This is a genomic window from Algoriphagus resistens (genome assembly GCF_001442615.1).
GTDB lineage: Bacteria > Bacteroidota > Bacteroidia > Cytophagales > Cyclobacteriaceae > Algoriphagus > Algoriphagus resistens.
The window spans coordinates 1-22,348 of the sequence record NZ_LMXN01000013.1 but is presented as its reverse complement, the minus strand read 5'-3'; the positions used below and the strand labels follow the sequence as shown (position 1 = coordinate 22,348).

The 22,348-nt window shown below is 41.3% G+C and carries 16 protein-coding genes and 1 tRNA gene; 14 read left to right on the top strand and 3 right to left on the bottom strand.

Annotation, left to right across the window (positions count from 1 at the left end; genetic code table 11):
- The first annotated feature begins 1 nt into the window (after position 1).
- The 6 genes from AS141_RS19560 (at position 2) to AS141_RS19535 (ending at position 4,970) form a co-directional block, all read left to right on the top strand.
- Positions 2-1,213, top strand: a complete 1,212-nt coding sequence (locus AS141_RS19560) for a PP2C family protein-serine/threonine phosphatase (protein ID WP_057939397.1) — start codon at positions 2-4, stop codon at positions 1,211-1,213.
- A gap of 1 nt (position 1,214) precedes the next feature.
- Complete coding sequence (locus tag AS141_RS19555) at positions 1,215-1,841, top strand: polysaccharide deacetylase family protein (RefSeq protein ID WP_057939396.1); 627 nt, start codon at positions 1,215-1,217, stop codon at positions 1,839-1,841.
- Positions 1,820-2,947: a glycosyltransferase gene (locus AS141_RS19550; protein WP_057939395.1), complete on the top strand. Its 1,128-nt coding sequence runs from the start codon at positions 1,820-1,822 to the stop codon at positions 2,945-2,947. Before AS141_RS19555 ends, AS141_RS19550 begins: the two co-directional genes overlap by 22 nt.
- Entirely contained in the window at positions 2,944-3,720 is a 777-nt protein-coding gene (locus AS141_RS19545; protein ID WP_057939556.1) for a TatD family hydrolase, read from the top strand. The genes AS141_RS19550 and AS141_RS19545 overlap by 4 nt, the downstream gene beginning before the upstream one ends.
- The gene (locus tag AS141_RS19540; protein ID WP_057939394.1) at positions 3,717-4,784 is read left to right on the top strand and encodes an asparaginase; all 1,068 of its coding nucleotides are present in this window, start codon (positions 3,717-3,719) and stop codon (positions 4,782-4,784) included. The genes AS141_RS19545 and AS141_RS19540 overlap by 4 nt, the downstream gene beginning before the upstream one ends.
- A gap of 99 nt (positions 4,785-4,883) precedes the next feature.
- Positions 4,884-4,970: transfer RNA gene (locus AS141_RS19535), tRNA-Ser, on the top strand.
- A 469-nt stretch (positions 4,971-5,439) separates the two neighbouring features.
- On the opposite strand, the gene lpxA is transcribed toward AS141_RS19535, so the two are convergent.
- From lpxA to AS141_RS19520, 3 genes are all read right to left on the bottom strand, one after another.
- Positions 5,440-6,219: an acyl-ACP--UDP-N-acetylglucosamine O-acyltransferase gene (gene lpxA / locus AS141_RS19530; RefSeq protein WP_057939393.1), complete on the bottom strand. Its 780-nt coding sequence runs from the start codon at positions 6,217-6,219 to the stop codon at positions 5,440-5,442.
- Positions 6,220-6,288: 69 nt separating this feature from the next.
- Positions 6,289-6,852, bottom strand: a complete 564-nt coding sequence (locus tag AS141_RS19525) for a Crp/Fnr family transcriptional regulator (RefSeq protein WP_057939392.1) — start codon at positions 6,850-6,852, stop codon at positions 6,289-6,291.
- A gap of 184 nt (positions 6,853-7,036) precedes the next feature.
- Positions 7,037-11,119 carry a hybrid sensor histidine kinase/response regulator transcription factor gene (locus AS141_RS19520; RefSeq protein ID WP_057939391.1) on the bottom strand — a complete coding sequence of 1,361 codons (4,083 nt, stop codon included), beginning with the start codon at positions 11,117-11,119 and terminating at the stop codon, positions 7,037-7,039.
- 200 nt (positions 11,120-11,319) lie between these two features.
- Between AS141_RS19520 and AS141_RS19515 the strand changes: the two genes are divergently transcribed.
- The 8 genes from AS141_RS19515 to AS141_RS19480 all read left to right on the top strand — a co-directional run bounded on the left by AS141_RS19515 (position 11,320) and on the right by AS141_RS19480 (position 22,059).
- Positions 11,320-14,418, top strand: coding sequence for a SusC/RagA family TonB-linked outer membrane protein (locus tag AS141_RS19515; protein WP_082632369.1), 3,099 nt, complete (start codon positions 11,320-11,322; stop codon positions 14,416-14,418).
- Between the two features lie 11 nt (positions 14,419-14,429).
- Positions 14,430-16,127, top strand: coding sequence for a RagB/SusD family nutrient uptake outer membrane protein (locus tag AS141_RS19510; protein ID WP_057939389.1), 1,698 nt, complete (start codon positions 14,430-14,432; stop codon positions 16,125-16,127).
- Between the two features lie 51 nt (positions 16,128-16,178).
- Positions 16,179-17,762 (top strand): glycoside hydrolase, encoded by a 1,584-nt coding sequence (locus tag AS141_RS19505; RefSeq protein ID WP_232424968.1) that lies wholly within the window; start codon positions 16,179-16,181, stop codon positions 17,760-17,762.
- A 637-nt stretch (positions 17,763-18,399) separates the two neighbouring features.
- Positions 18,400-19,206: a MotA/TolQ/ExbB proton channel family protein gene (locus tag AS141_RS19500; RefSeq protein ID WP_057939388.1), complete on the top strand. Its 807-nt coding sequence runs from the start codon at positions 18,400-18,402 to the stop codon at positions 19,204-19,206.
- Positions 19,207-19,260: 54 nt separating this feature from the next.
- Positions 19,261-19,590, top strand: a complete 330-nt coding sequence (locus AS141_RS19495) for a hypothetical protein (RefSeq protein WP_057939387.1) — start codon at positions 19,261-19,263, stop codon at positions 19,588-19,590.
- A gap of 1 nt (position 19,591) precedes the next feature.
- Positions 19,592-20,224 carry an ExbD/TolR family protein gene (locus AS141_RS19490; RefSeq protein WP_057939386.1) on the top strand — a complete coding sequence of 211 codons (633 nt, stop codon included), beginning with the start codon at positions 19,592-19,594 and terminating at the stop codon, positions 20,222-20,224.
- Between the two features lies 1 nt (position 20,225).
- Positions 20,226-20,690, top strand: coding sequence for an ExbD/TolR family protein (locus AS141_RS19485; RefSeq protein WP_057939385.1), 465 nt, complete (start codon positions 20,226-20,228; stop codon positions 20,688-20,690).
- Positions 20,691-20,751: 61 nt separating this feature from the next.
- Positions 20,752-22,059 carry an MFS transporter gene (locus AS141_RS19480; RefSeq protein ID WP_057939384.1) on the top strand — a complete coding sequence of 436 codons (1,308 nt, stop codon included), beginning with the start codon at positions 20,752-20,754 and terminating at the stop codon, positions 22,057-22,059.
- Positions 22,060-22,348: the final 289 nt, after the last annotated feature.

Here is a 22,348-nt window from a genome sequence, read left to right as displayed (position 1 = left end):
ATTGACCACAGAAATACATAAATTCCAACGAAAGGAACTGCAGCTGAAATCTCTGCTGGAAATCACTCAGGCGATTAATGAAAATCAGTCTGAAGCGGTTTTGTTGAATATTTTCAAATTTACCTGCCTTGTACATCTTAATATCAAAGCGCTGATACTCTATGTGGCGAAAGAAGGGGCTTTTGAGAATAAAATCTCACATGGTGTAAAGGGGAATGTGCCGATGTTGATTTCCTCCGATCAGGTAGTGGATGAAAAGAGCACTGGGGAATTGAGATTAGAATTGGAACAAGAATATTCTTTTGAAGAGCTCGAAACCTACCTTCCTGTCTATCACAAGGATAAGATGCTTGCAATTCTTTTTTTAAGACGGAAAGATCAGAGTTTGGAATTAGACCTGAATTTTACCCAGGCCCTGACCAATATTCTGGTGGTAGCATTGGAAAATAAGCGGTTTGCAAGAAAACAACTCCAGCAGGAAATTCTGAATAGGGAAGTTGCGATTGCGTCCCAGGTGCAACAAATGCTTTTTCCTGCGGAACTTCCCATAGAAAAGGAACTCAAGGCAAAAGTAACTTACCTGCCACATAGCATGGTAGGCGGTGATTATTATGATCTCATCCGCAAATCCAAAGAAGAGGTGTACTTCTGTATTGCAGACGTGTCGGGTAAAGGAATAGCTGCAGCTTTACTGATGTCAAACTTCCAGGCAGCTTTGCGTACACTTTTACGAAGCGATGCGAATTTGGAAATGGTAGTGAAGCAACTGAACTACACCTTATATGAAAATACACATGGTGAGCGGTTTATTACATTCTTCCTGGGCCACTTCAACTTCAAAACAAGAACACTTAGTTATGTGAATGCCGGTCATAATCCACCGCTGCTCTGTCGTGAAGAAACGGGTCTATGTGACAACCTGAATGCGGGGACAACCATTTTGGGTGCATTTGATGAGCTTCCATTTCTGGAAATAGGTAAGCGGGAAAATCTCAGAAATTTTTCACTGCATCTCTATACTGATGGGCTGACAGAAGCGATGAATCCATTCGAAGAGGAATATGGAGAGGAGCGTTTGGAAAAATTTGTGAATAAAAACCACAAGCTGGATCCGGAAGATTTTCATCGGAAATTTTTGAAGAAGATTAAGGGGTTTTCGATGGATGTTCCACTTCGGGATGATCTGACTCTATTGAGTTTAAAGTTCCAATAAAATGATTCTGCACACAGTTCCTGTTCTCTTTCAGTGGCTTTTCAAGACAAGACTTTGGAAAAAAAGTGCAGGAGAAGATACTCTTTATCTGACATTCGACGATGGCCCAGTACCGGGAGTCACTGATTATGTCTTACAGGAATTGGCAAAAAGAAATCAGAAAGCCACTTTTTTTGTAGTAGGGGACAATGTACAGAAATACCCGACACTTGCCCAAGAAGTAATCAGTGAAGGTCACAAAATAGGCAACCACACGTTTAACCATTTGAACGGATGGAAAACTAAAAATCCTGCCTATCTGAGTAATATTGAGTTGTGTGACCGTGTTCTTTGGGATGTTTTAGGAATCAAGACTGAATTATTTAGACCCCCATACGGATTGATCAAATCAAGTCAGGCTGAGCAGGTTTCAAAGTTTCATACAATAGTAATGTGGAGTATGTTGTCCGGCGATTATGATCAAAGTTTGAAATCAGAAGTGGTCTTGAGAAATTCAATCCGCTATACCAAAGCTGGTTCAATAGCGGTCTTTCACGATCAGTTAAAGACGACTAAAGTCCTGCAAAAGATTTTACCTCCATACCTTGATTATATTCAGGAAAACGGATGGAAAACGGATGTGTTATGATGTTTGGGATTTACGTCGGAGTAGTGGGACTGGTTATATTCCAATTTGTGTTTATTCTGCTTCAGCTAAAGTTTTTCTGGAAAGATCATCGCAAGCGGCTATTCTCAGAACTTCCCTCTGTTTCTGTACTTGTGGCAGCCAGAAATGAAGAGGTAGATCTTCCTGATTTATTAAGATCATTTGAGCGAGTGGATTATCCTGAAGATCGAATCCAGTTCCTTTTTGCTGATGATCAGAGTACCGACCAAACGGCTGAGATTCTTAAGGTTTGGTGCGCTAAGAGTCCGAATCGCATTTTTTTGACTATTGATTCTTCGCAATTCAGGCAGTATAATAAAAATGGGAAGGCCAACGCATTGGCGATTTTAGGTGAGAAAGCCACAGGTGACTATTACTTTTTTACAGATGCGGACTGCGAAGTATCCCCGAATTGGATACGTGAAGGGATCGGTGCATTTGTAGGGAGCATAGGGTTGGTAATAGGGATCACACAGGTCAAAGCAACGAACCTGCTGGAGAAATTTCAAGAGATTGATTGGTGGTTGACTTTAGGATTTGTCAAAGTGGCTACGGATCTCGGGCTTCATACTACTGGACTAGGGAATAATATGGTGATTAGTAAGGTTGCATATGTGCAATCGGAAGGCTTTAAGCAGTTGCCGGACTGTCTGACTGAAGATCTTGAAATCTCTCGAGCCATTCAGCGGGAAGGATTTTCCATAGCTCATCAGGCGAGCCCGGACATGCTTGCCCGGACAAAACCGGAAACAAGTTTCTCAGCTCTTTTAAACCAGCGCAAGCGATGGATGAGTGGAGTGATGACCCTGCCTTTTTATTGGAAGTTGATACTAGGGTTTCAGGTTGCATATTTTTTGGGACTTATTGGGCTTTTGATTGTATCTCCGGCTTTCGGGTTGGTTTTGGGAATAATCAAAATACTTTTACAGGCAATATTTCTTATGGGATTTGCCAACAAAGTAAGGGTGAAGATCAGCTGGTTATCTCTGCTGGTTTTTGATTTTTATAATTTCAATACTACCGTGCTTACTATTCTTTACTATTTTTGGCCTTCCAATACGAAATGGAAATCCAGAATATACCCATGAATTACATAGAGACGCACGCACATATTTATTCTTCCAAGTTTGATTCCGATCGGGATCAAGTCATTCAAGATATCCGGGATGCTGGCATAGAGCGGGTTTACATGCCCAATGTGGACGTGGAGACAATAGATGCGATGCTTGCTTGTGAAGAGATGTACCGGGATTTATGCATCCCGATGATGGGCTTGCATCCCTGCGATGTGAAAGATGACTTTCGAGATCAGTTAGCGGTTATTGAAAATTGGTTGAATAAACGCCAATTTGCAGCAGTAGGAGAAATCGGACTGGATTTATATTGGGATAAGACTTTTTTTGAACAACAAAAAGAAGCCTTAAAAACTCAGATCAACTGGGCAAAACAGAGAGATTTGCCGATTGTACTGCATTGCCGTGATTCTATGGATGAAACCATCGCAATAGTTAAGGAAGAGCACAATGGTAAATTGAAAGGAGTTTTTCACTGCTTTACAGGGAACGTAGATCAGGCAAAACGAATTATTGACATGGGCTTTCTGCTTGGGATCGGAGGAGTGGCGACATTCAAAAATGGGGGCTTGGATGAAGTTATCCCTGCTATCAGCATTGAGCATTTGGTGTTGGAGACGGATGCTCCATACCTCGCTCCGGTACCTTTTAGGGGAAAAAGGAACTCTCCGGCATATTTGCCGATTATTGCTGAGAAAATCGGGGACTACCTCCGGATTTCGAAGGAGGAAGTAGCTCTGAGAACAAAACAAAATGCCCTTAACCTATTCGTTGAGATTGGAACATGAACTATAAAATAGTACGATTAAATACAGCACTTCGCACCAGCAAGACTTCATCGGTGCTTATTATATATACTGGAGGCACCTTAGGGATGGCCTACGACGATAGCGGTGCGCTTGTGCCGTTTAACTTCGGACAGATTCTCGAAAAGATCCCTATTCTCTATACCATGGATATAGCTATTACGGTAATATCATTTCCTGAGCCCATTGACTCCTCCAATGTGTCCATGAGCCACTGGAAGGATATGGCCTATATTATCTATGAGAATTATGATAGCTACGATGGGTTTGTCGTGCTTCATGGTACTGATACTATGGCGTATTCAGCTTCTATGCTTAGCTATATGCTTCAGGGATTGAACAAACCTGTGATCTTCACAGGTGCCCAGCTTCCTATTTCTGCAATGAGGTCAGATGCTAGGGAAAACCTGATGACATCTTTGGAGATTGCTACCGCAAAGATCAATGGAGAGCCGATTGTGCCTGAAGTCTGTATTTTCTTCAATCACCTTCTGCTAAGAGGAAACCGTTCTAAGAAAGTGCAAAGTGTCCATTTTGATGCATTTGAATCGGAGAATTATCCTCCTCTGGCGGAGTCTGGAATTGTGATTGATTATAATACACAAGCAATCCGGCCATTAGAATCACATAAGAAACTGGTGAATAGAAACTCACTTGACAACAATGTGCTTATTCTCAAGCTTTTCCCTGGAATCACACAGAATGTCATAGATTCTATTCTGGGCATTAAAGGACTAAAGGCAATCGTATTGGAAACCTATGGTTCGGGCAATAGTCCGAGTGAAGAGTGGTTTATGAATTCATTGCAAAAAGCCATCAAGAAAGGAATAATCATCTTAAATGTGTCACAATGTAATGGTGGACGCGTAATTCAGGGACGCTATGAGACCAGCAAGGAATTGCTGAATGTGGGAGTGATCAGTGGAACAGATATGACTACCGAAGCAGCAGTGACTAAACTAATGTTTTTACTGGGGCAGGAAGACAGACATTCAGACATTATAGAGAAGCTGAAAGTGCCATTGGCGGGCGAGATGAGTGCTTAATTGCAATTTCATCGGCTATTTTCCGGGATAATTTGGAAACGGCACTAATAATAATTTTCTTTGCACTCCGATTCGCTATAAGGATCGGTAAATCAACCTAGAGAGGTGTCCGAGTGGTTGAAGGAGCACGCCTGGAAAGCGTGTATACCCGTGAGGGTATCGAGGGTTCGAATCCCTTCCTCTCTGCAAGTTGAAAACCTAACTGTCAGAAATAATGATGGTTAGGTTTTTTTTTTTGAATAGGATGTTAATAAATCCTAGTGTAACAGATTTTTTATCTTTTGCTTCAATCCAAAAATCTATCCGCCAGACAATTAATGTCAGGTTAAATCTGTTATATTGATAGTCATTCGCTATTTAAGTAAATTTGAAAAATCAAAAATAATTCCTTGATCCAATTATGGAGACTTTAGATTTTAAACCATTTGAGAATTCAATTAATGTCAAAAAGGAGATAATTGCTTAAGAAGCTCTCTGGAAGAAAAACGGCGCCTCAATTAAAAAAATAGCATCCCAATTTGCGGCAATCTGGATCATCATCCTGAATTTACAATTTATCAATTGATATATATCTTAAACAAACCTTTGGGGAGTGACGTAGAGGTACCCTAAGCCTGTGGTTCATAGTTGCCTACCCAATTGGCAACGGACATTCTTAGCCACTTTTACCTTTAATTATACCTCTGGTGGATTTTTTTATGAAACAAAGAATCTCATCCCGCTCTTTTGTCTGCTTAAAATTGTTTTTAACATGTTCCAAAGCAAGCGTTGTATTCTTCTTTTCCTGAAATATAACCCGATAGATCGCTTTCAGCTCATCAATCTTTTCAGAGTCAAAGCCTCTTCTTTTTAAGCCTACAGTATTAATACCTTCATAACTAAGGGGTTCTCTTGCTGCTATCACATAGGGTGGAATATCTTTAACAATCTTACTGAAGCCACCAATCATACAATGGTCTCCAATTACTGAGAATTGATGTATACCGGTTAGCCCACTTATATTTGCCCAATTACCGACAATTACTTCTCCGGCCATTCCAACACCAACCCCAATAATACAGTGATTCCCAATTGAACAGTCATGCCCGATATGAGCATTTGCCATCAGTAGATTATTGTTGCCAATCGTGGTCTTTAGTTTTGATTTCGTGCCTTTATTTATGGTTACAAATTCTCTAATAATATTACGATCACCAATTTCTAATGTGGTATATTCTCCTTTATATTTTAAATCTTGTGGAACCCCTGATAGTACAGAATTGGGATATATCTGACAATTTCTTCCGATTCTGGCACCATCAAGGATGTTTACATTATTTCCTATCCAAGTGTTGTCCCCAATGACCACATCATCTTCAATGGTCGTAAAATTGCCAATGTGTACATTTTTTCCTATTTGAGCCTTACTCCCAATTATTGCATAGTTTGAAATCATCTTTCCACTGTTTGATTAATTAAGGTTGCAAATATCAGGTAAGTAAGAAGGAGTTTTTTTGATGTAGGATCAATTAATTGAGGCCCTGATACGACTTAAGGTTTCCTGAGTAACGTCCATTAAAGAAGCAATATGCTTTAATTTTGCTTTTAGAATGATTTCAGGAAAATAGGTGAGTAAATAGGTATACTTTTCTGGAGCACTCATCAATTTATAGATATGATGAAACTCGTTGAGCTTTGCAAGGTATAGCCGGAGTTGTTTGATATGGAACTTTGAAAATAATGGATATTCTAACAGCTTTTGCTCATCCGAATAGGACAAAGAATAGATTTTTGTTTCTTCACATGCCTGTAAATACTCGAATGACGGTTTTTGTTCAAAAAAGCTGCTCAAAGATGTTATCCACTGATTACTATGGTAGATCCACTCCGTGATGTCCTGTCCATCTTTTAGGTAAAATCGACGGACTAATCCAGATTGGATAAAACAAACTTTTTTACAAATCTGCCCCTCTTCAATGATGAATTCATTTTTCTTAAGTGTTTCTTTTACAAAGTATTTTTTGATAATCTGCTCTGTCTCAGTATCTAGTTCTTGAAAGCTATTTATAAATCTTATTAGTTCTGTCATTTTTTATGCTTGTTGCATTTGAAAATATAAAGCTACACTGACCAGTTGCCTCAATACGGCAATCCCCTTAATCAAACGCTCATATATTTATTCTATTTATCAACCTTTTATGAAACGGCTACTATGAAGATTGGCTATCCAAGCGGAATTTACTCCCTTTCCCACTGAATTATAAGTCGAATTACTACTGCTCATCATCTACCTCATTCACCTCTGAAGGCAGGAATCCGAATTGTTCCTTAAACAGCTTTCTGAAATATTTGGTACTTGTAAAACCGACTTCATAAGCGGCTTGGGCAACGCCCAGATTCTCTTCTTTTATAAGCGATGCGGCTTTTAGCACTTTGACGGTTCGTATGTATTGGTTGATGTTTTGGCCGGTAAGTGCTTTTAATTTTCTAAAAAGAGAAGTCCTGCTCATTCCCATGGCTTGGGATATTGTATCCACATCGGTTGTCTGCTGGGAGATGCCAGCCAAGATATGTCCTTCCAATTCTTTTAAAAATGATTTTTCCTTGTTGATGGCATTCTTTTCGGAAGGGGTCAGCTCAGCTGTTTGAGTATTTTTACCGAGGTAATAAGTACGCATTCGGATCCTTGCTTCCAGTAGATTTCTTATACGGGATTTTAAAATCGGACTTTTAAATGGCTTTGTAATGTAATCATCAGCTCCTTTTCCAAAACCTGAAGTGATACTATCGGTACCGTCTTTGGCGGAAAGCAAAATCACGGGAATATGTGTGGTGCCGTGATTCTCTTTCAGAACCCCGCACAAATCAATTCCGTTTTTCTTGGGCATCATGACATCTGAAATAATCAGATCAGGTATAAACTGTACAGCTTTCTCAAATCCTTCCTGACCATTCTTGGCAAAGATCAGATCATATTCACCGCAGAGAGAGTTGTTTAGGTATTCAAGAATCTGGGGATTGTCATCTATAATGAGTAGAACTTCCTTGTTTTCATTAAGGTCGAAATTGACAGCAGTTTCCGACTTAATAGGACTCAGCTCGGGCATCCATTCTTTACTGTTGGATTTGCCAGACAAAAATGTCTTTTTAGTATTGGCTTTTTTGGGAATTAAAATTGAAAAAGTACTGCCGTTTCCAGGAGTGCTGAGCACATGTATAGTGCCATGGTGATCTTCTATCAATCGTTTGGTCAATGCCAGACCGATTCCCGCCCCCTGCTCTTTGGCAGTTGCTTCACTCTGATAGTACCAGTTGAAAATACGGCTCTGATCTTCAAAGGGAATTCCTGGGCCATTGTCACTTACGACTAGCTCAAAATCGTCCTCTTTTTCTTCTAACGAAACGCTGATCTGATCTTTCTGCTGGCAATACTTTAGCGCGTTTGACAAAAGGTTATTGAAAATAATATGGAACTTCTGGAGATCCACTTCAGCGGAGAAGTCTGTCTTTGGTAACTGGCTTTTAAGCCTGATTCCTTTATGTTTTGCCAGAGGCTGATATTGCTCTACCCATTGCTTGATAGGTTTGGGGATTGACTGGGACTTTAAATCAAGCTGATTGACATTCAGCTCGGCATTTCTAAACTCCAGAAGTCTGGAAATCATCTCGTGTAGGTATTTTGCGTTCTTTTGGGCCAACTTTATGCCTTTTAGATGCTTGGAGTTCTTGATATCCATAAGTAGGTCATCCAGCGGAGCCATAATTAAGGTCAAAGGAGTTTTTAGCTCATGAGAAAACCCAGTGAAAAACTGAACTCGCTCTTCATTGAGTTCATGTTCCAATACGCGTTGTTTTTTCTCAAAAAGAAGGGAGTTTTTCAATTTCAACCTTTCTGAATAATACCTCATTCCGGTAATAGTCACTACCATGATCAGGATAACATACAGTAGATAAGCGGGCCAGGTTTTCCAGAAAGGGGGTGCAATGAAGATGGCTAGTTCGTTTTCTGAAATTGACATAGGTCCTGAGCTGGCCTTAACTTTCATCGTGTAATTTCCGGGAGGGATATTGCTAAGATTTGCTGTTCCGGTGTGGTTAGTTTCTATCCATTGGCTATGAAACGGCTCAAGTTTGTAAGCATAGTTTACATCTTTCCCCAAAGGGAATTTCAGTGCTACAAAGTCCAGAGAGATCAAGCTCTGCTTATGGGTAAGCTTGAGCTGCTTGAGATAGGGGAGGCTGTGCTCAAGTTGAAAACCTTCGGCACTGGAGTTTACCGATACTTTTTTATTCATTAACCTTAAATCGGTAAAAATAAGTGGGTAGCTGGCTGATTGGTTTTCTAAGGTTTCCGGGTGGAACACGTTGATTCCTTTGTTCCCGCCCAGATATACATCCCCAGAAGCGGTGACCAAAGAAGCTCCAATATTGAATTCACTGAGTTGGATATTATTGATCGAATTCAGATTGCCGACGGTATTTGTTTTGGGGTCGAAATAGCTGATGCCATGGTAGGTTCCCATCCATATTTTACCGTCTTTTCCTTTAGCCAGGCTATTGATGGAATTATTACTCAGCCCATTTTCATCAGTGAATAATGTGAATTTTTTATTCTGGGGATTTAACCTGACTAAACCTTCGTATCTACTTCCCGCCAATACATCTCCATTGTCTAGAATTTCTATAGCGAAAACTACTTCAACCGGAAATCCGGGGGTGGTTTTTTCATTGAAAAGTTCCTGCTCCCCTGTCAGGTAGTTGTACCTGATTATGCCATCGCCAAAGGTTGCCAGCCACAGATTACCCAAGTCGTCCTCCGCGATATCACGGATGTCTATTTTGCCGAGCAGTTTGACATAGTCAAAATCATCTATCGGAGGATGGTAGCGGTACAGTCCACCCCGGTTGGTGCCCACCCAGATCTGCCCATTTTTACCTTCAAAAATGACCCGCACATCGTTCCCGTTTTCTTGGCTTTCCTGAAGATAATGCTTGTAGTGTCCGGTGGAAGCGTTCAATAAATTCAGCCCTCCCTGATATGTCCCTACCCAGAGATTGTTCTGGCTATCCTCTAAAAGGGAAATGATATAATTATTGGAAAGGCTTTGTGGATTGGCGGGATTATGTTCGAAATGTAGGATTGTTTCTGTTTGGGGAAAATAGTGATCAAGTCCACCGCCATCGGTACCTATCCAAATGCTTCCGTTTTTGCCTTCAGCCAATGAGCCTATTCGGTCGTGCGAAATAGTTTGTTTCTTGGATAGGTTTCTGTTGATAAGTTTTACAGGATCCCCAGAGGGATTCACGAAATTCAACCCGGTACTGGTTCCGATCCACATATAGTCGTCATCTGCGAGTTTCAGAGAAGATACGGTTCTGTTGAATACACTCGATCCGTCTTGTTGTGGCAGAAACCACTTGAGTTGTAGGACTTGGTCTTTTAAAAATAGCGTTGAATTCAGAATATTCAATCCGCCGTTTCGGGTACCAATCCAAAGATTTCCCGCAGGGCCTTTTTCAAAGCAAAGTATATTTCCATCGCTTAATCCCCCTTGAGGATATTCAGCCGCTTTGATTCGTAAAGTGTCAGAGCTAGTGGTAATGACACGGATTCCATCATTAGAGCCTACCCAAAGGTTTCCTTGCTCATCTGTGTAGAGAGAATTGACGGTTTCAGGGAATGATGGATTTATGTGGGCCATGTTAAGCACTGCTTTGCTCCTCAAATCGATTTTATCCAGCCCCTTGTCAAAATGTCCCACCCATAGCACTGAATCACCCTGAAGAGCCAAAGACGAAATCCGGGTGGACGAAAGGGTGTTTGTGCGGCCGGGGGAATGAGAGAAAGAGGAAGTAATGCTGTCAGAAGCTATTATATGCACACCACCTTCATAATTGGCAATGATTTTCTGTCCTTTTGGCCCATTGAGAACATAACTGATAGCATTTTGGATAGGGCCATTGATAGTTTCAAAATGGCTGAAAAAGTCAGATTTCGGTTCATATCCACTTAATCCTTTGTTTGTGGCCAACAAAAGTTGCTGGTCTTGTCCGATTTCTAAATGCTCAATGTAGTTAGCAGCGGGCCCAGAGTGAGGGTTAAGATTGCTTTTTCTATAAATATGGAAGGTGTGACCGTCGTAGCGGTTAAGTCCATCGATAGTGGCTATCCAGATGAATCCCAAAGAATCTTGCTCAATATGGTTGATGTAATTATTGGATAGTCCGTTTTCTACGTCCAGTAGGTAGAATGTAAGGTGATTCTGATCCGAAAGTATAGATCTTGGATCAAGTTGTTGGGCATTTCCTATCAAAGAAATGCAGAGCAGCAGAAATGTTATAGCAACGTGTCTCATCAGCCCACAATCACGAAAAATGTACTGAATAAAACCAATAATATCCTAAATGGTGGCCATACGCCCATTTTATGCCCCATAAATTGCTGATTTGTGTCCCATACTTGATTCGGATTTTTTTGAACATTGTTGCGGTGACTAAGCGATTTTTTCACTTAGCCCCTAGACTTATCAATAGTTAACAACAAACCTAAAAAAACATGCTAACACAATTACCAGCCAAGGCATGGCTGTATTGTATATCATTTATGCTAGTAATGATATGCAGTGTGCCCAATGCATTTGGTCAACAAAAAATCTCAGGTCAGGTGCTTGACGAAACTGGGATGGGGCTCCCGGGAGCTTCGGTTTTATTGAAGGGCACTACTACAGGTGCCGTGACAGATTTGGATGGCAATTTCACTTTGTCATTTACTCCTACAGAAAATGCTACTTTGAGTATCTCCTTTATAGGATATGCGACACTGGAACGTGTGATACAAAGTGGGGAAAGTAACATTACGGTACAACTTGCCCCGGATGAACAATCTCTAAATGAGGTAGTAGTAGTGGGTTATGGGGAGCAGAAGAAAGCAACACTCACGGGGTCTGTCTCTCAGGTAGAGGGAAGAGATCTTCAGAATAGTCCTCAGCCGAACATTTCAAATTCGCTTTCCGGAAGATTTTCAGGGCTTATCGCAAATAACAGAGGCGGTGAGCCAGGCTACGATGGATCAAGCATCAGTATCCGGGGCCTTGCTACCACAGGAAACAATGATGTGCTGGTCGTAGTGGACGGTGTGCCAGGTCAAATTGGCGGTTTGGAGCGACTCAATCCAAATGATATTGAAAGCATCTCGGTTTTGAAGGATGCTTCAGCTGCTATCTACGGTTCCAGGGCTGCAAATGGGGTGATTTTGGTGACCACAAAGCGAGGTAAATCCGGGAAGCCTGTGATTTCTTACAGCTTCAATCAAGGATTCTCTTCACCGACAAGATTACCGGAAATGGCTAATGCATCCACTTATGCACAGATCAGAAATGAAATAGCTTATTATAACAACCCTCAGGGAGGGATGAACCAGGTGTATAGCGATGATGAGTTAAGCTTGTTCGGGAATGGATCAGACCCGGTTAATTATCCCAATACAGATTGGGCAGCGGCAGCACTGAACAATACCGCACTGCAAAGCCAGCATGATCTGAGTATTAGAGGTGGATCAGAGAATGTAACTTATTTCTTGTCTTTAGGTAAAACAGGTCAAGACGGATTGTACAGAGATGGTGCGACCCGCTATGATCAATATAGCTTCAGATCCAATGTGGATGCTGACATTACTGAACGATTGACCGTTGGGTTGTCTCTGGCAGGGAGAAAAGAAGACAGGCAATATCCAACGTCTGGTGCAGGAGATATTTTTCGTTCAATCTACCGAGCTTACCCAACCGTACCGGCTGTCTATCCAAATGGTCTTCCTTCATCAGGAATAGAGAATTCCAATCCTGTGATCATGGCTACAGATCAAGGTGGACTGAATCATAATCCACGCTATGTGTTTAATGGCATCCTTAGAGGTAAATACGAGTTTGGATTTTTGGAAGGGCTTTCAGCAGAAGGGTTTTTCTCAGTGGATGAAAGTTCGGATCGATCCAGAAACTTCAGCAAACCTTACACCTTATATAATTATGATCGCACGGGGGACTCATACAATCCAGTCGTAGTAGGTGGAGGTCCGGATCAACAGCCTACACTTTCTGAGTCACACTATTCTCAATCTATGATGGTTTCTAACATCCGACTGAACTTTAAGCATTATTTCGGAGACCACTTTATTGATGCATTTGCCGGATACGAACAGAGTGAAAACAGGTCCCATACGTTGGGGGCCTCAAGGCTTCATTTTCCTACAGCGGAAACCCCCGAATTATCTCAGGGTGGAGCAGCTGCGGCTGATTATGACAACTGGGGAAGTAGCTATAACTACACCAGAAAAAGTTATTTAAGCCGAATCGCCTACAACTATAATGAGAAATATTTGGCGGAGTTGCAGATGAGGGTAGATGGGTCATCTAACTTTCCTGATGGTAGCAGGTATGGATTTTTTCCATCCCTATCTCTGGGCTATAGAATCTCCGAAGAAAGCTGGTTTAGAGATAAGGTAAGCTTCTTTGATGATTTGAAATTCAGAGCATCCTACGGTAAGCTGGGGAATGACAATGTAGGCCAGTTCCAGTATTTTGACAATTACTCCTTCAACAACCGCTACGTGTTAGGTGATGAGGTGAATACAGGTATTGATCTTACCCGGCTTGCCAACCCGAATATTACCTGGGAAGTGGCTACGAAAACCGACATCGGCTTCAATGCAGTTTGGTTGAAGAAATTCACTACTGAATTTATTTATTTCCAACAGGACAGAAGTAAAATATTAACGATAAGAAATGCTTCTATTCCGGGTTCTTCAGGAATCGTAAATCCGTATGATGGAGAATCATTAGTTCCTGCGGAAAATATTGGGGAAGTGAAAAGCCATGGTTTTGAGTCCACAGTAGGGTATCAGTATGAAGGGGATTTCAGCTTTGGCGTATCAGGAAACTTCACTTATGCCAAAAATGAAATTGTTTATATAGATGAGGCACCAGGTGTGTTGGATTATCAGCGCCAGACAGGAAATGCCATGAACACGTATTTGCTTTACAATGCTATTGGGATTTTCAGAAGCCAGGAAGAGCTGGATAATACCCCACATGTTCCCGGTGCACTAGTTGGGGATTTGATTTATGAAGATTTCAACGGTGACGGTGAGATTAATGCGGATGATATGACCAGAACAAAATATGGTAACATTCCGCAGATCACCTTTGGCGTAACCCTGAATGCAGCCTGGAAAAACTGGGATTTTGCGGCCGTGATTTCGGGGCAGTCCCAGGTTAATCAATATGTGTTGCCTGAATCAGGCACTGTCGGCAACTTTTACAGCAGTTGGGCAGACAACAGGTATTCCCCTTCAAACCCAGAAGGTACCTTTCCTCGCGTAAGTGAACGCGCTTCTTCGGCGGTCAGTGGAGGCTTGTTCCGCAATAATTTCTGGTTGAATGATGCCAGTTTTGCCCGGTTGAAAAATGTACAGATTGGTTACAATGTACCTCAGCCGATTTTGGATAAGCTTTCGATAAGCAGCTTGAAGGTTTATGCAAATGCCTTCAACCTATTCACGCTTACCAAGGTGAAAGACTATGATCCTGAAGGATCCAGTGAAAGCGGTCAATTCTATCCGCAGCAGAAAATCATCAATCTTGGTGTAAACATTCAATTCTAAACCCGACCAAAATGACTAATAAAAATATTTTCAAACCCTTTATGGGGCTTGCGCTGATCGGATTTTTGCTGGTTGGTTGTCAAGAAGATTTTCTGGACGTAGTCCCTACAGACCGGGTGTCTGATGCGTCCATACTTTCAGATTCTACCCTCTTTGAGGCATATGTGATCAATAGATACTTAGGAGTCAGATTAACCAATAAAGAGGGAGATGCCTACCAACCAGGTTTTGGACGTGGTTTTGAATACGCCATGTGGAGCTCGCTTACAGATGAGTCTATTTATAATAACGATGATAATACCTGGTTTATCCAGCAAGGCCAGCTTTCTCCACAGAATACAGGGATAGCAGGTGCATTCTGGGGAAGGTCCTATAGAAGTATCAGGGAGTGTAATTATGCCTTAGCAAATATCGGTGAGCTGGAAATGAGCCAGTCTGGCAAGGATTTGCTGATCGCTGAATTGAAGTTTATCCGCGCTTTCCGATACTTTGACCTGATCAAAAACTACGGAGATGTGGTCTTCATGGGAGATAATGTAGCTCAACTGGGAGACGACTTCAGTGATCCTTCTTTCTATGAGCGAATCCCAAAGGAAGAGGCTATAGCTTATGCGAGCCAGCAACTGGATGAAGCAGCGGCAGTTTTGCCGCAGACGAACAGCGGTGCGTGGTTAGAAGGCAGAGCTACGAGAGGTGCTGCTTTGGCATTGAAGTCACGACTGTTGCTCTACGCAGCCAGTCCGTTATACAATGACGGAGGCAGTGACACCCAGAAGTGGCAAGAAGCTGCACAGGCGGCACAGGCAGTGATGGATTTAGGTCAATACAGTCTCTACCAAAGCGGTTATGGTGAGTTGTTTTTGACCCCTCAGAGCAACTCAGAAATCATTTTCGCCAGATATTACAATATCAATGCAAGACATACGGCACTGGAGATAGCAAACGGCCCAAATGGCTACGATGGCTGGGGAGGTAACGTACCGCTTCAAAATCTGATTGATGATTATGAAATGATGGATGGCACGCCGTTCAGCTGGGATAATGAGGAGCAGGCCAGTGCACCTTATGAAAACAGGGATCCTAGATTTTATGAAAGTATTCTTTTCAACGGGGCGCCGTACAGAGATAGAGAAGTAGAGACTTTCCTTCCCAATGGAAGAGATAGCCAGGGTGGCCCTTCTAACTGGAATACAAGCAAGACGGGATATTATTTAAGGAAATTCATCGATGAAGACCTGCCCATACAAAATCCATGGGAAGTAGCTGGTACACAAAATTGGATTTACTTCCGCTATGCAGAAATCCTGTTGAACTATGCGGAGGCCCAAAATGAGGCAGCGGGCCCAGATGCAAGTGTATATGATGCGATCAATGCGATCAGAAGTAGGAGCGGAGTAGAAATGCCTCCATTGCCTACAGGTCTCAGTCAGGATGAGATGAGAGAAAGAATTCATCACGAGCGTAGAATTGAGCTTGCTTTTGAAGAGCATCGATACTATGATGTGAGAAGATGGATGACTGCTGATGAAGTAGAAAACACGCCTGCATATGGCATAGAAATAGTGAAAGCGGAAAATGGTAGCTTGACTTATTCAAGGAAGGTATCTTTGAGTGGAAAGAAGTTTGAAACACAAAATTACTGGTTGCCAATTCCTAGATCTGAAATTTTGGCTTCAAATAATCAGCTGGAACAAAACCCTGGCTATTGATAAGTTAAAAGGGAAGCATTTAAGTTTCCCTTTTTTTAAAACTTTTAGGTGATGATAATTAGAAGAATGGTGAAAATGAAAACCTTTTTCAAGGGGTCTCTTTTTCTATCGTGCGCAGTAGTGTATGCATGCCAAAGTTCCGGTCAGGAGAAGCAGATGGATAAACCCTTTGAGGAGACTATCGGGATAAATCTGGTCCGGGATGAGGCCCATCAGGTGATCGAGCATTTTGGTGCTTCGGACGCTTGGTCAGGCCAGTTTGTGGGACTTTGGCCAGATCAAAAGAGAAATGCTATAGCCGAACTGCTTTTCAGCAATGAGTCAGATGAAAAGGGAAATCCTAAAGGAATAGGATTATCTCTTTGGAGATTTAATGTGGGCGCAGGCAGTGCTGAGCAAGGTGAGAAGAGCAGAATCCGCGATGAGTGGAGGAGAGCGGAATCTTTTTTGTCTTCGGACGGGACCTATGACTGGGGTAAGCAGGCGGGACAGGTTTGGTTTGCAAAAGCGGCACAAGAATTTGGTGTAAAAAAATTGTTGATTTTCTCCAATAGCCCTCCTGTGTCTATGACCAAATCCGGAAAGGCCTTCGCCGATAATGGTCAGTCAAATCTCTCTGAAGAAAACTATGAGGCTTTCGGAGAATACCTTGCGCAGGTCACCAAAGGGCTTGTTGAAAAAGGACTTCAGGTAGACTATATAAGTCCAGTCAACGAACCTCAATGGGACTGGTCTGATGGAGGCCAGGAGGGAACTCCCTTCCGGAACAGTGAAATAACAGGGATTGCCAAGGCAGTCGATCATGCTTTGAGTAGGAATAAGCTGGATACAAAAATAGATGTAGCGGAAGCCGGCAAAATCAATTACCTCTATGAGCAAGCCGATAAAGAAGGTCGAGGGGAACAGGTCATGGGTTTTTTCAACCCAGAATCTGCCGATTTCATCGGAGACTTGGAGCATTTGAGCAACACAATCTCCGCGCACAGTTATTTTACCACCTCGCCGTATGAGTCGGCTGTACAGCAGCGAATAAATCTTAATGCTGCACTTAGGAAAGTAGAAGGATTACGTTATTGGATGAGTGAATACTGTATTCTGGGTGATAATGGCGGAGAAATCAATGGAAGTGGTAGAGATATGGGAATTAACCCTGCACTATATTTGGCTAGAGTAATCCATAATGATCTTACGGTGTCTGGTGCGAGTGCGTGGCATTGGTGGCTCGCTATTTCACCTTATGATTATAAGGATGGCCTGATTTACATAGATAAGGAAAAAGAAGACGGTGATTTTTATGAGAGCAAAATGCTCTGGGCTTTGGGGAATTACAGTAGATTTATCAGGCCTGGTTATCAGCGGATTGGAGTGGAATTAAGTAGCAAAAAGCAACATTCTCCGGAGTTTTTAGTTTCGGCTTATCAATCTGCAGATCAAAAAGAAGTTATTTTGGTACTGGTGAATTCAGGAGTCAAGGATGTGAAAGTGACTATTTCCGATGATGGGGTTTCCACTTCGGTTAAAAGCCTATATATTACCTCTAAGGACAAGAGTCTGGAGTCTGTAAAGACGGATACTATGGGGGGGGATGTCAGTATACCAGCTAGATCTATTGTGACGCTAGTGACTGAGAATTAGAGGGTAGCTTTTCGGGATTATAAAGCCAAGGATTAAAACCTCCTTGGCTTTTGCTTTTATATGCATAATAAGGGGTTAAGTTGTCAACTTACTTATTTTCTGGTAAATAATTACAAAGATCAACTTTAGAATTAAGGATTCTACTTCTGTTGTGGCAAACAAATTTTCATACAGAAAAAACTCTCAAAACATAAAATTAATACTCGCTAAATTTTAATTTTTGTTAATTCTCACGGCGACACAAGTTCAAATTTCAATTAAGTTTTGAGACTTGATTGCATGAATAATGGGTAAAGTGCGGATTTCGGTAATATTCTGCCACTTTCTAATAACCAATAAATCAACACATTCTGATCAATTAATAAAAAGCTGTCCTTTAAGAGACATTTTTATTTTTCTTTCTGCAAAAAAATAAGAACCTTACCGTCGAGTTTTGGAGAAAAGCCTCTTTTTTATAGTAAAAGGAAATACTTCCGTTCGTGTAAAAGCTTGCTTATTCTTAAGATATAAGCCTGATTTTTCGAAAAAATCTAAAAGAGGCCATTGTTTTTTGAAATTAAAAAATGATAACTTTAAAACTCGATTCTAGATTAGAAACCATTTAACCTTTATCAAAAGTCTATTTAAAATCCACATTATGAGAAAGTTAATCGCTTTGTTCATGCTTGCAGGCATCCTATTCGCACCTGTTTTTGCTAACGCACAAGAGGCAGAAGATACTGTAGCACAAGAAGAAACAGCCCCAGTAGCAGTTGAGCCTGCTGCATCTCCCACAATTGTAGATGATGAAATCGTCGAAGAGGAGCTAAGCTTCCACCAAGTAGTAAAGGAGAAATTCATCGAAGGTGATCCCCTTTACATGACTCCTGTATTGATCTGTTTGATCTTGGGTCTAGCGGTTGCTTTAGAAAGAATCATCACCCTGAACCTTTCTACGACAAACACTAAGAAATTGTTGATTAAAGTAGAAGATGCGCTAGAATCAGGTGGAGTAGAAGCAGCTAAGGATGTTACTAAAAACACCAAAGGCCCAGTAGCGTCTATCTTTACACAAGGTTTGATGAGATACTCAGAAGGAATTGAAATGGTAGAGAAGTCTATTATTTCCTATGGTTCGGTAGAAATGGGTAGATTGGAGAAAGGCCTGATTTGGATATCTCTATTTATATCTCTGGCTCCAATGTTGGGTTTCATGGGTACTGTAATCGGTATGATCGGTGCATTTGACTCCATTGAAGCGGCTGGTGATATCTCTCCTTCTCTGGTAGCAGGTGGTATCAAAATCGCCCTTTTGACTACCGTTGCCGGTTTGATCGTTGCGATTATCCTTCAGTTGTTCTACAACTATTGTGTGGCAAAAATTGATTCTTTGGTTAATGACATGGAAGATGCTTCCATTACATTGGTTGATATTTTGGTTAAGCACAAATTGACTGGCAAGTAAGTCGTCGGTTTGTAGGGCCATTATATAAACATTAACCTCAAAGAAAACTACATTATGGATACTTATGACATCTTATTATACGGAAGTTACATCCTAATCGCAATTGGTGCTGTAGTGGCGGTTTTAATGCCATTAATCAAGTCTTTGGATAATCCAAAAAGCTTGCTTAAAACTGCAATAGGAATTGTTGGTATAGTTGTATTGTTCTTTATTGCTTACTCTATTTCGAGCAATGAAGTGCTTCCTAAATTTGAAGCTTCTCCTTTCAATTTAACTCCTGAGGGATCTCAGTTGGTTGGGGGAATGCTTATTACCACTTATATTCTTTCAATCGTTGCTCTCGGAAGTATTGTATTGACAGAAATTACTAAAGCGATAAAGTAATATGGCTAGAAAGAAAAATAGAATGGGTACGGAGGTCAATGCAGGCTCTATGGCAGATATTGCTTTCCTGCTACTGATCTTCTTTCTCGTCACCACCACGATCGCATCGGATAAAGGTATTTTAAATGTCCTTCCTCCGAAGCTGGATCCGAACAACCCACCTCCAGAGATTGATTTGAATGCAAGGAATATCTTTACTATTCTTATCAATGCCAATGATCAGCTATTTGTAGAGGACGAATATGGTGAGATTGATAACTTGGATGAAGACATCAAGGCTTTCATACTCAACTTTGGATCACCTAGTGAAGAAGGTACGGCTTTGTACAATTCTCTTCCCGCCTCATTAAAAGCGTTGTCAGCAAGAGACCCGGAGTCATCTGATGATCCAGGCGATGCTGTTGTGTCTATTAAGACTGACCGGGGTACGAGCTATGAGAAATACCTTGAGGTATTTGATTTGGCTAAGAAAGCATATTTTGATATATATGCTGCCCGCGTTAATCTTAGTACAGACGAGTATAGAGCCTTGACAGGTAAAACGGATGCTGAGCAAAGTCTTATTGACCGAGGAAAAGAGGGATTGCCTATGGCGATATCTATAGCAGAACCTAATAAGATAGGAGGAAACTAATATGGCAAAGTTTGGAAAGAAGACAAAAGCGGAGGTTAGTATACCTACATCCGCTTTACCAGATATTATATTTATGTTGCTCTTTTTCTTCATGGTTACTACTGTGTTGAGAGAGCAGGAGATATTGGTGGAGCAGAAGATTCCCCAAGCCACACAGCTTCAGAAACTTCAGAAGAAATCACTTATTTCTTATCTTTTCATAGGAAAACCTAAGAATAGTGGTTTATATGGTACTGAACCACGAGTTCAGGCAAATGATGCACTTGTGCAAGTTCCGGATATTGTGCAGTGGGTAAACCAAGAAAGAGATTTACTACCCGAGGCTGACCGTCCTGGAATCACGATTTCTATGAAGATTGATAGGGATGTGAAAATGGGACCGATCTCCGATGTTCAGAATGAATTGAGGGAAGCGGATGCAAGAAGAATCCTGTATGCCTCTATCGGAAAAGTTGATCAAGATTAATTCTATCTAATCGATACAGTAAAACTATCCCGAAAAACTCGGGATAGTTTTTTTTTATACTATGCTATCCTCTCTTAAAAATGCCGGGAAAGTTCAGAACGCCTGGGCAATGTACGACTGGGCAAATTCGGTTTACAGCCTGGTCATTACCTCAACTATTTTTCCTGTTTATTTCAACAGCGTCACCAAGGGGCTTAACGCAGATGACAAAGTTGACTTTTTTGGATTTCAGATCGTCAACACAGTTTTATACTCGTACTCCATTTCTTTCTCGTTTCTGATAATAGCGTTGATATCGCCGATACTTTCGGGTATTGCTGATGCTAGTGGAAAAAAACTTCAGTTTATGAAGTTCTTTGCATACCTGGGTTCTTTATCCTGCGTTGCTCTGTTTTTCTTCGAGGGTAATAATCTTGAATGGGGCATTTGCTTTAGTGTATTGGCAAGTGTGGGATATGCTGGAAGTATCGTCTTCTACAACGCCTATCTTCCTGAGATCACTACACCGGATAAGTATGATATTCTAAGTGCAAAGGGGTATGCACTCGGTTACATAGGTAGCGTAATACTTTTGGTGATCAATTTGCTGATGATTCAATTTCCTTCTTGGTTTATGTTGTCTGATGGAGGAATGGCAGCTCGGGTTTCATTTTTGATTACAGGATTATGGTGGGCTGGTTTTTCCCAGATTTCCTTCCGTGTTCTTCCCAAGAACCCTTTTGGTAAGGATATAAAGAAGGAATTTCTAATCAAAGGCTATCTTGAGATCCGGAAAGTGTGGAATGAAGTGAAGCAGATTAAGGTAATGAACCGTTTCTTGGCATCTTTCTTCTTTTATTCAATGGGTGTTCAGACAGTGATGTATTTAGCAGCTACCTTTGGAGACAAAGAGCTTGGCTTACCTGGAGATCAGTTGATCATGACTATTTTGATTATCCAGCTAGTAGCAATAGCGGGGAGTTATTTCTTTGCCTTTATATCGAAGAAGTACGGTAATAAGCAAAGTTTGGTAATTATGGTTTTGGTGTGGGTAGGGATCTGTGGTGGAGCTTATTATGTCTACACGGTTTATGAGTTTTTCGCCTTGGCTTTTGTAGTTGGATTGGTTATGGGGGGGATACAATCCCTATCCAGATCCACATTTTCCAAATTGATTCCGGTACGTACCACTGATCACGCTTCTTATTTCAGTTTTTATGATGTGACAGAGAAACTTGCGATTGTATTAGGAACCTTTTCCTATGGATTCATAGAACAAATCACGGGGAGTATGAGAAACTCTGCGCTTTCTCTTGGCATATTTTTTCTTGTTGGATTAGGTTTCCTACTTTTAGTGACTATCCCGAAAAAGGACTTCCCGGAATCTTAATTTATCAAACTTTGTGAGTGTGATCGCTTATGGTAATCTATGTTTCTAGGTAGTTTGAAGGTCTATTGATTGAGCCACCAATCCAAGTAGGGGAGCTGATTTCTTGCCACTCAGAATTTCTTTTATTATCACTTTGTTTATAGTTCATTTGGCCCAAAGCATTTAGCTATGGGGAAGAAAGTGAATCTGTAATGAATCTGCTCATGGGGAGTGTTTTTTGCTTCCATTGTAGCGTTTTCAGGTTTGGGACGTTACGTCCATAGGATAGGATTTATATCTAAAAAATTAG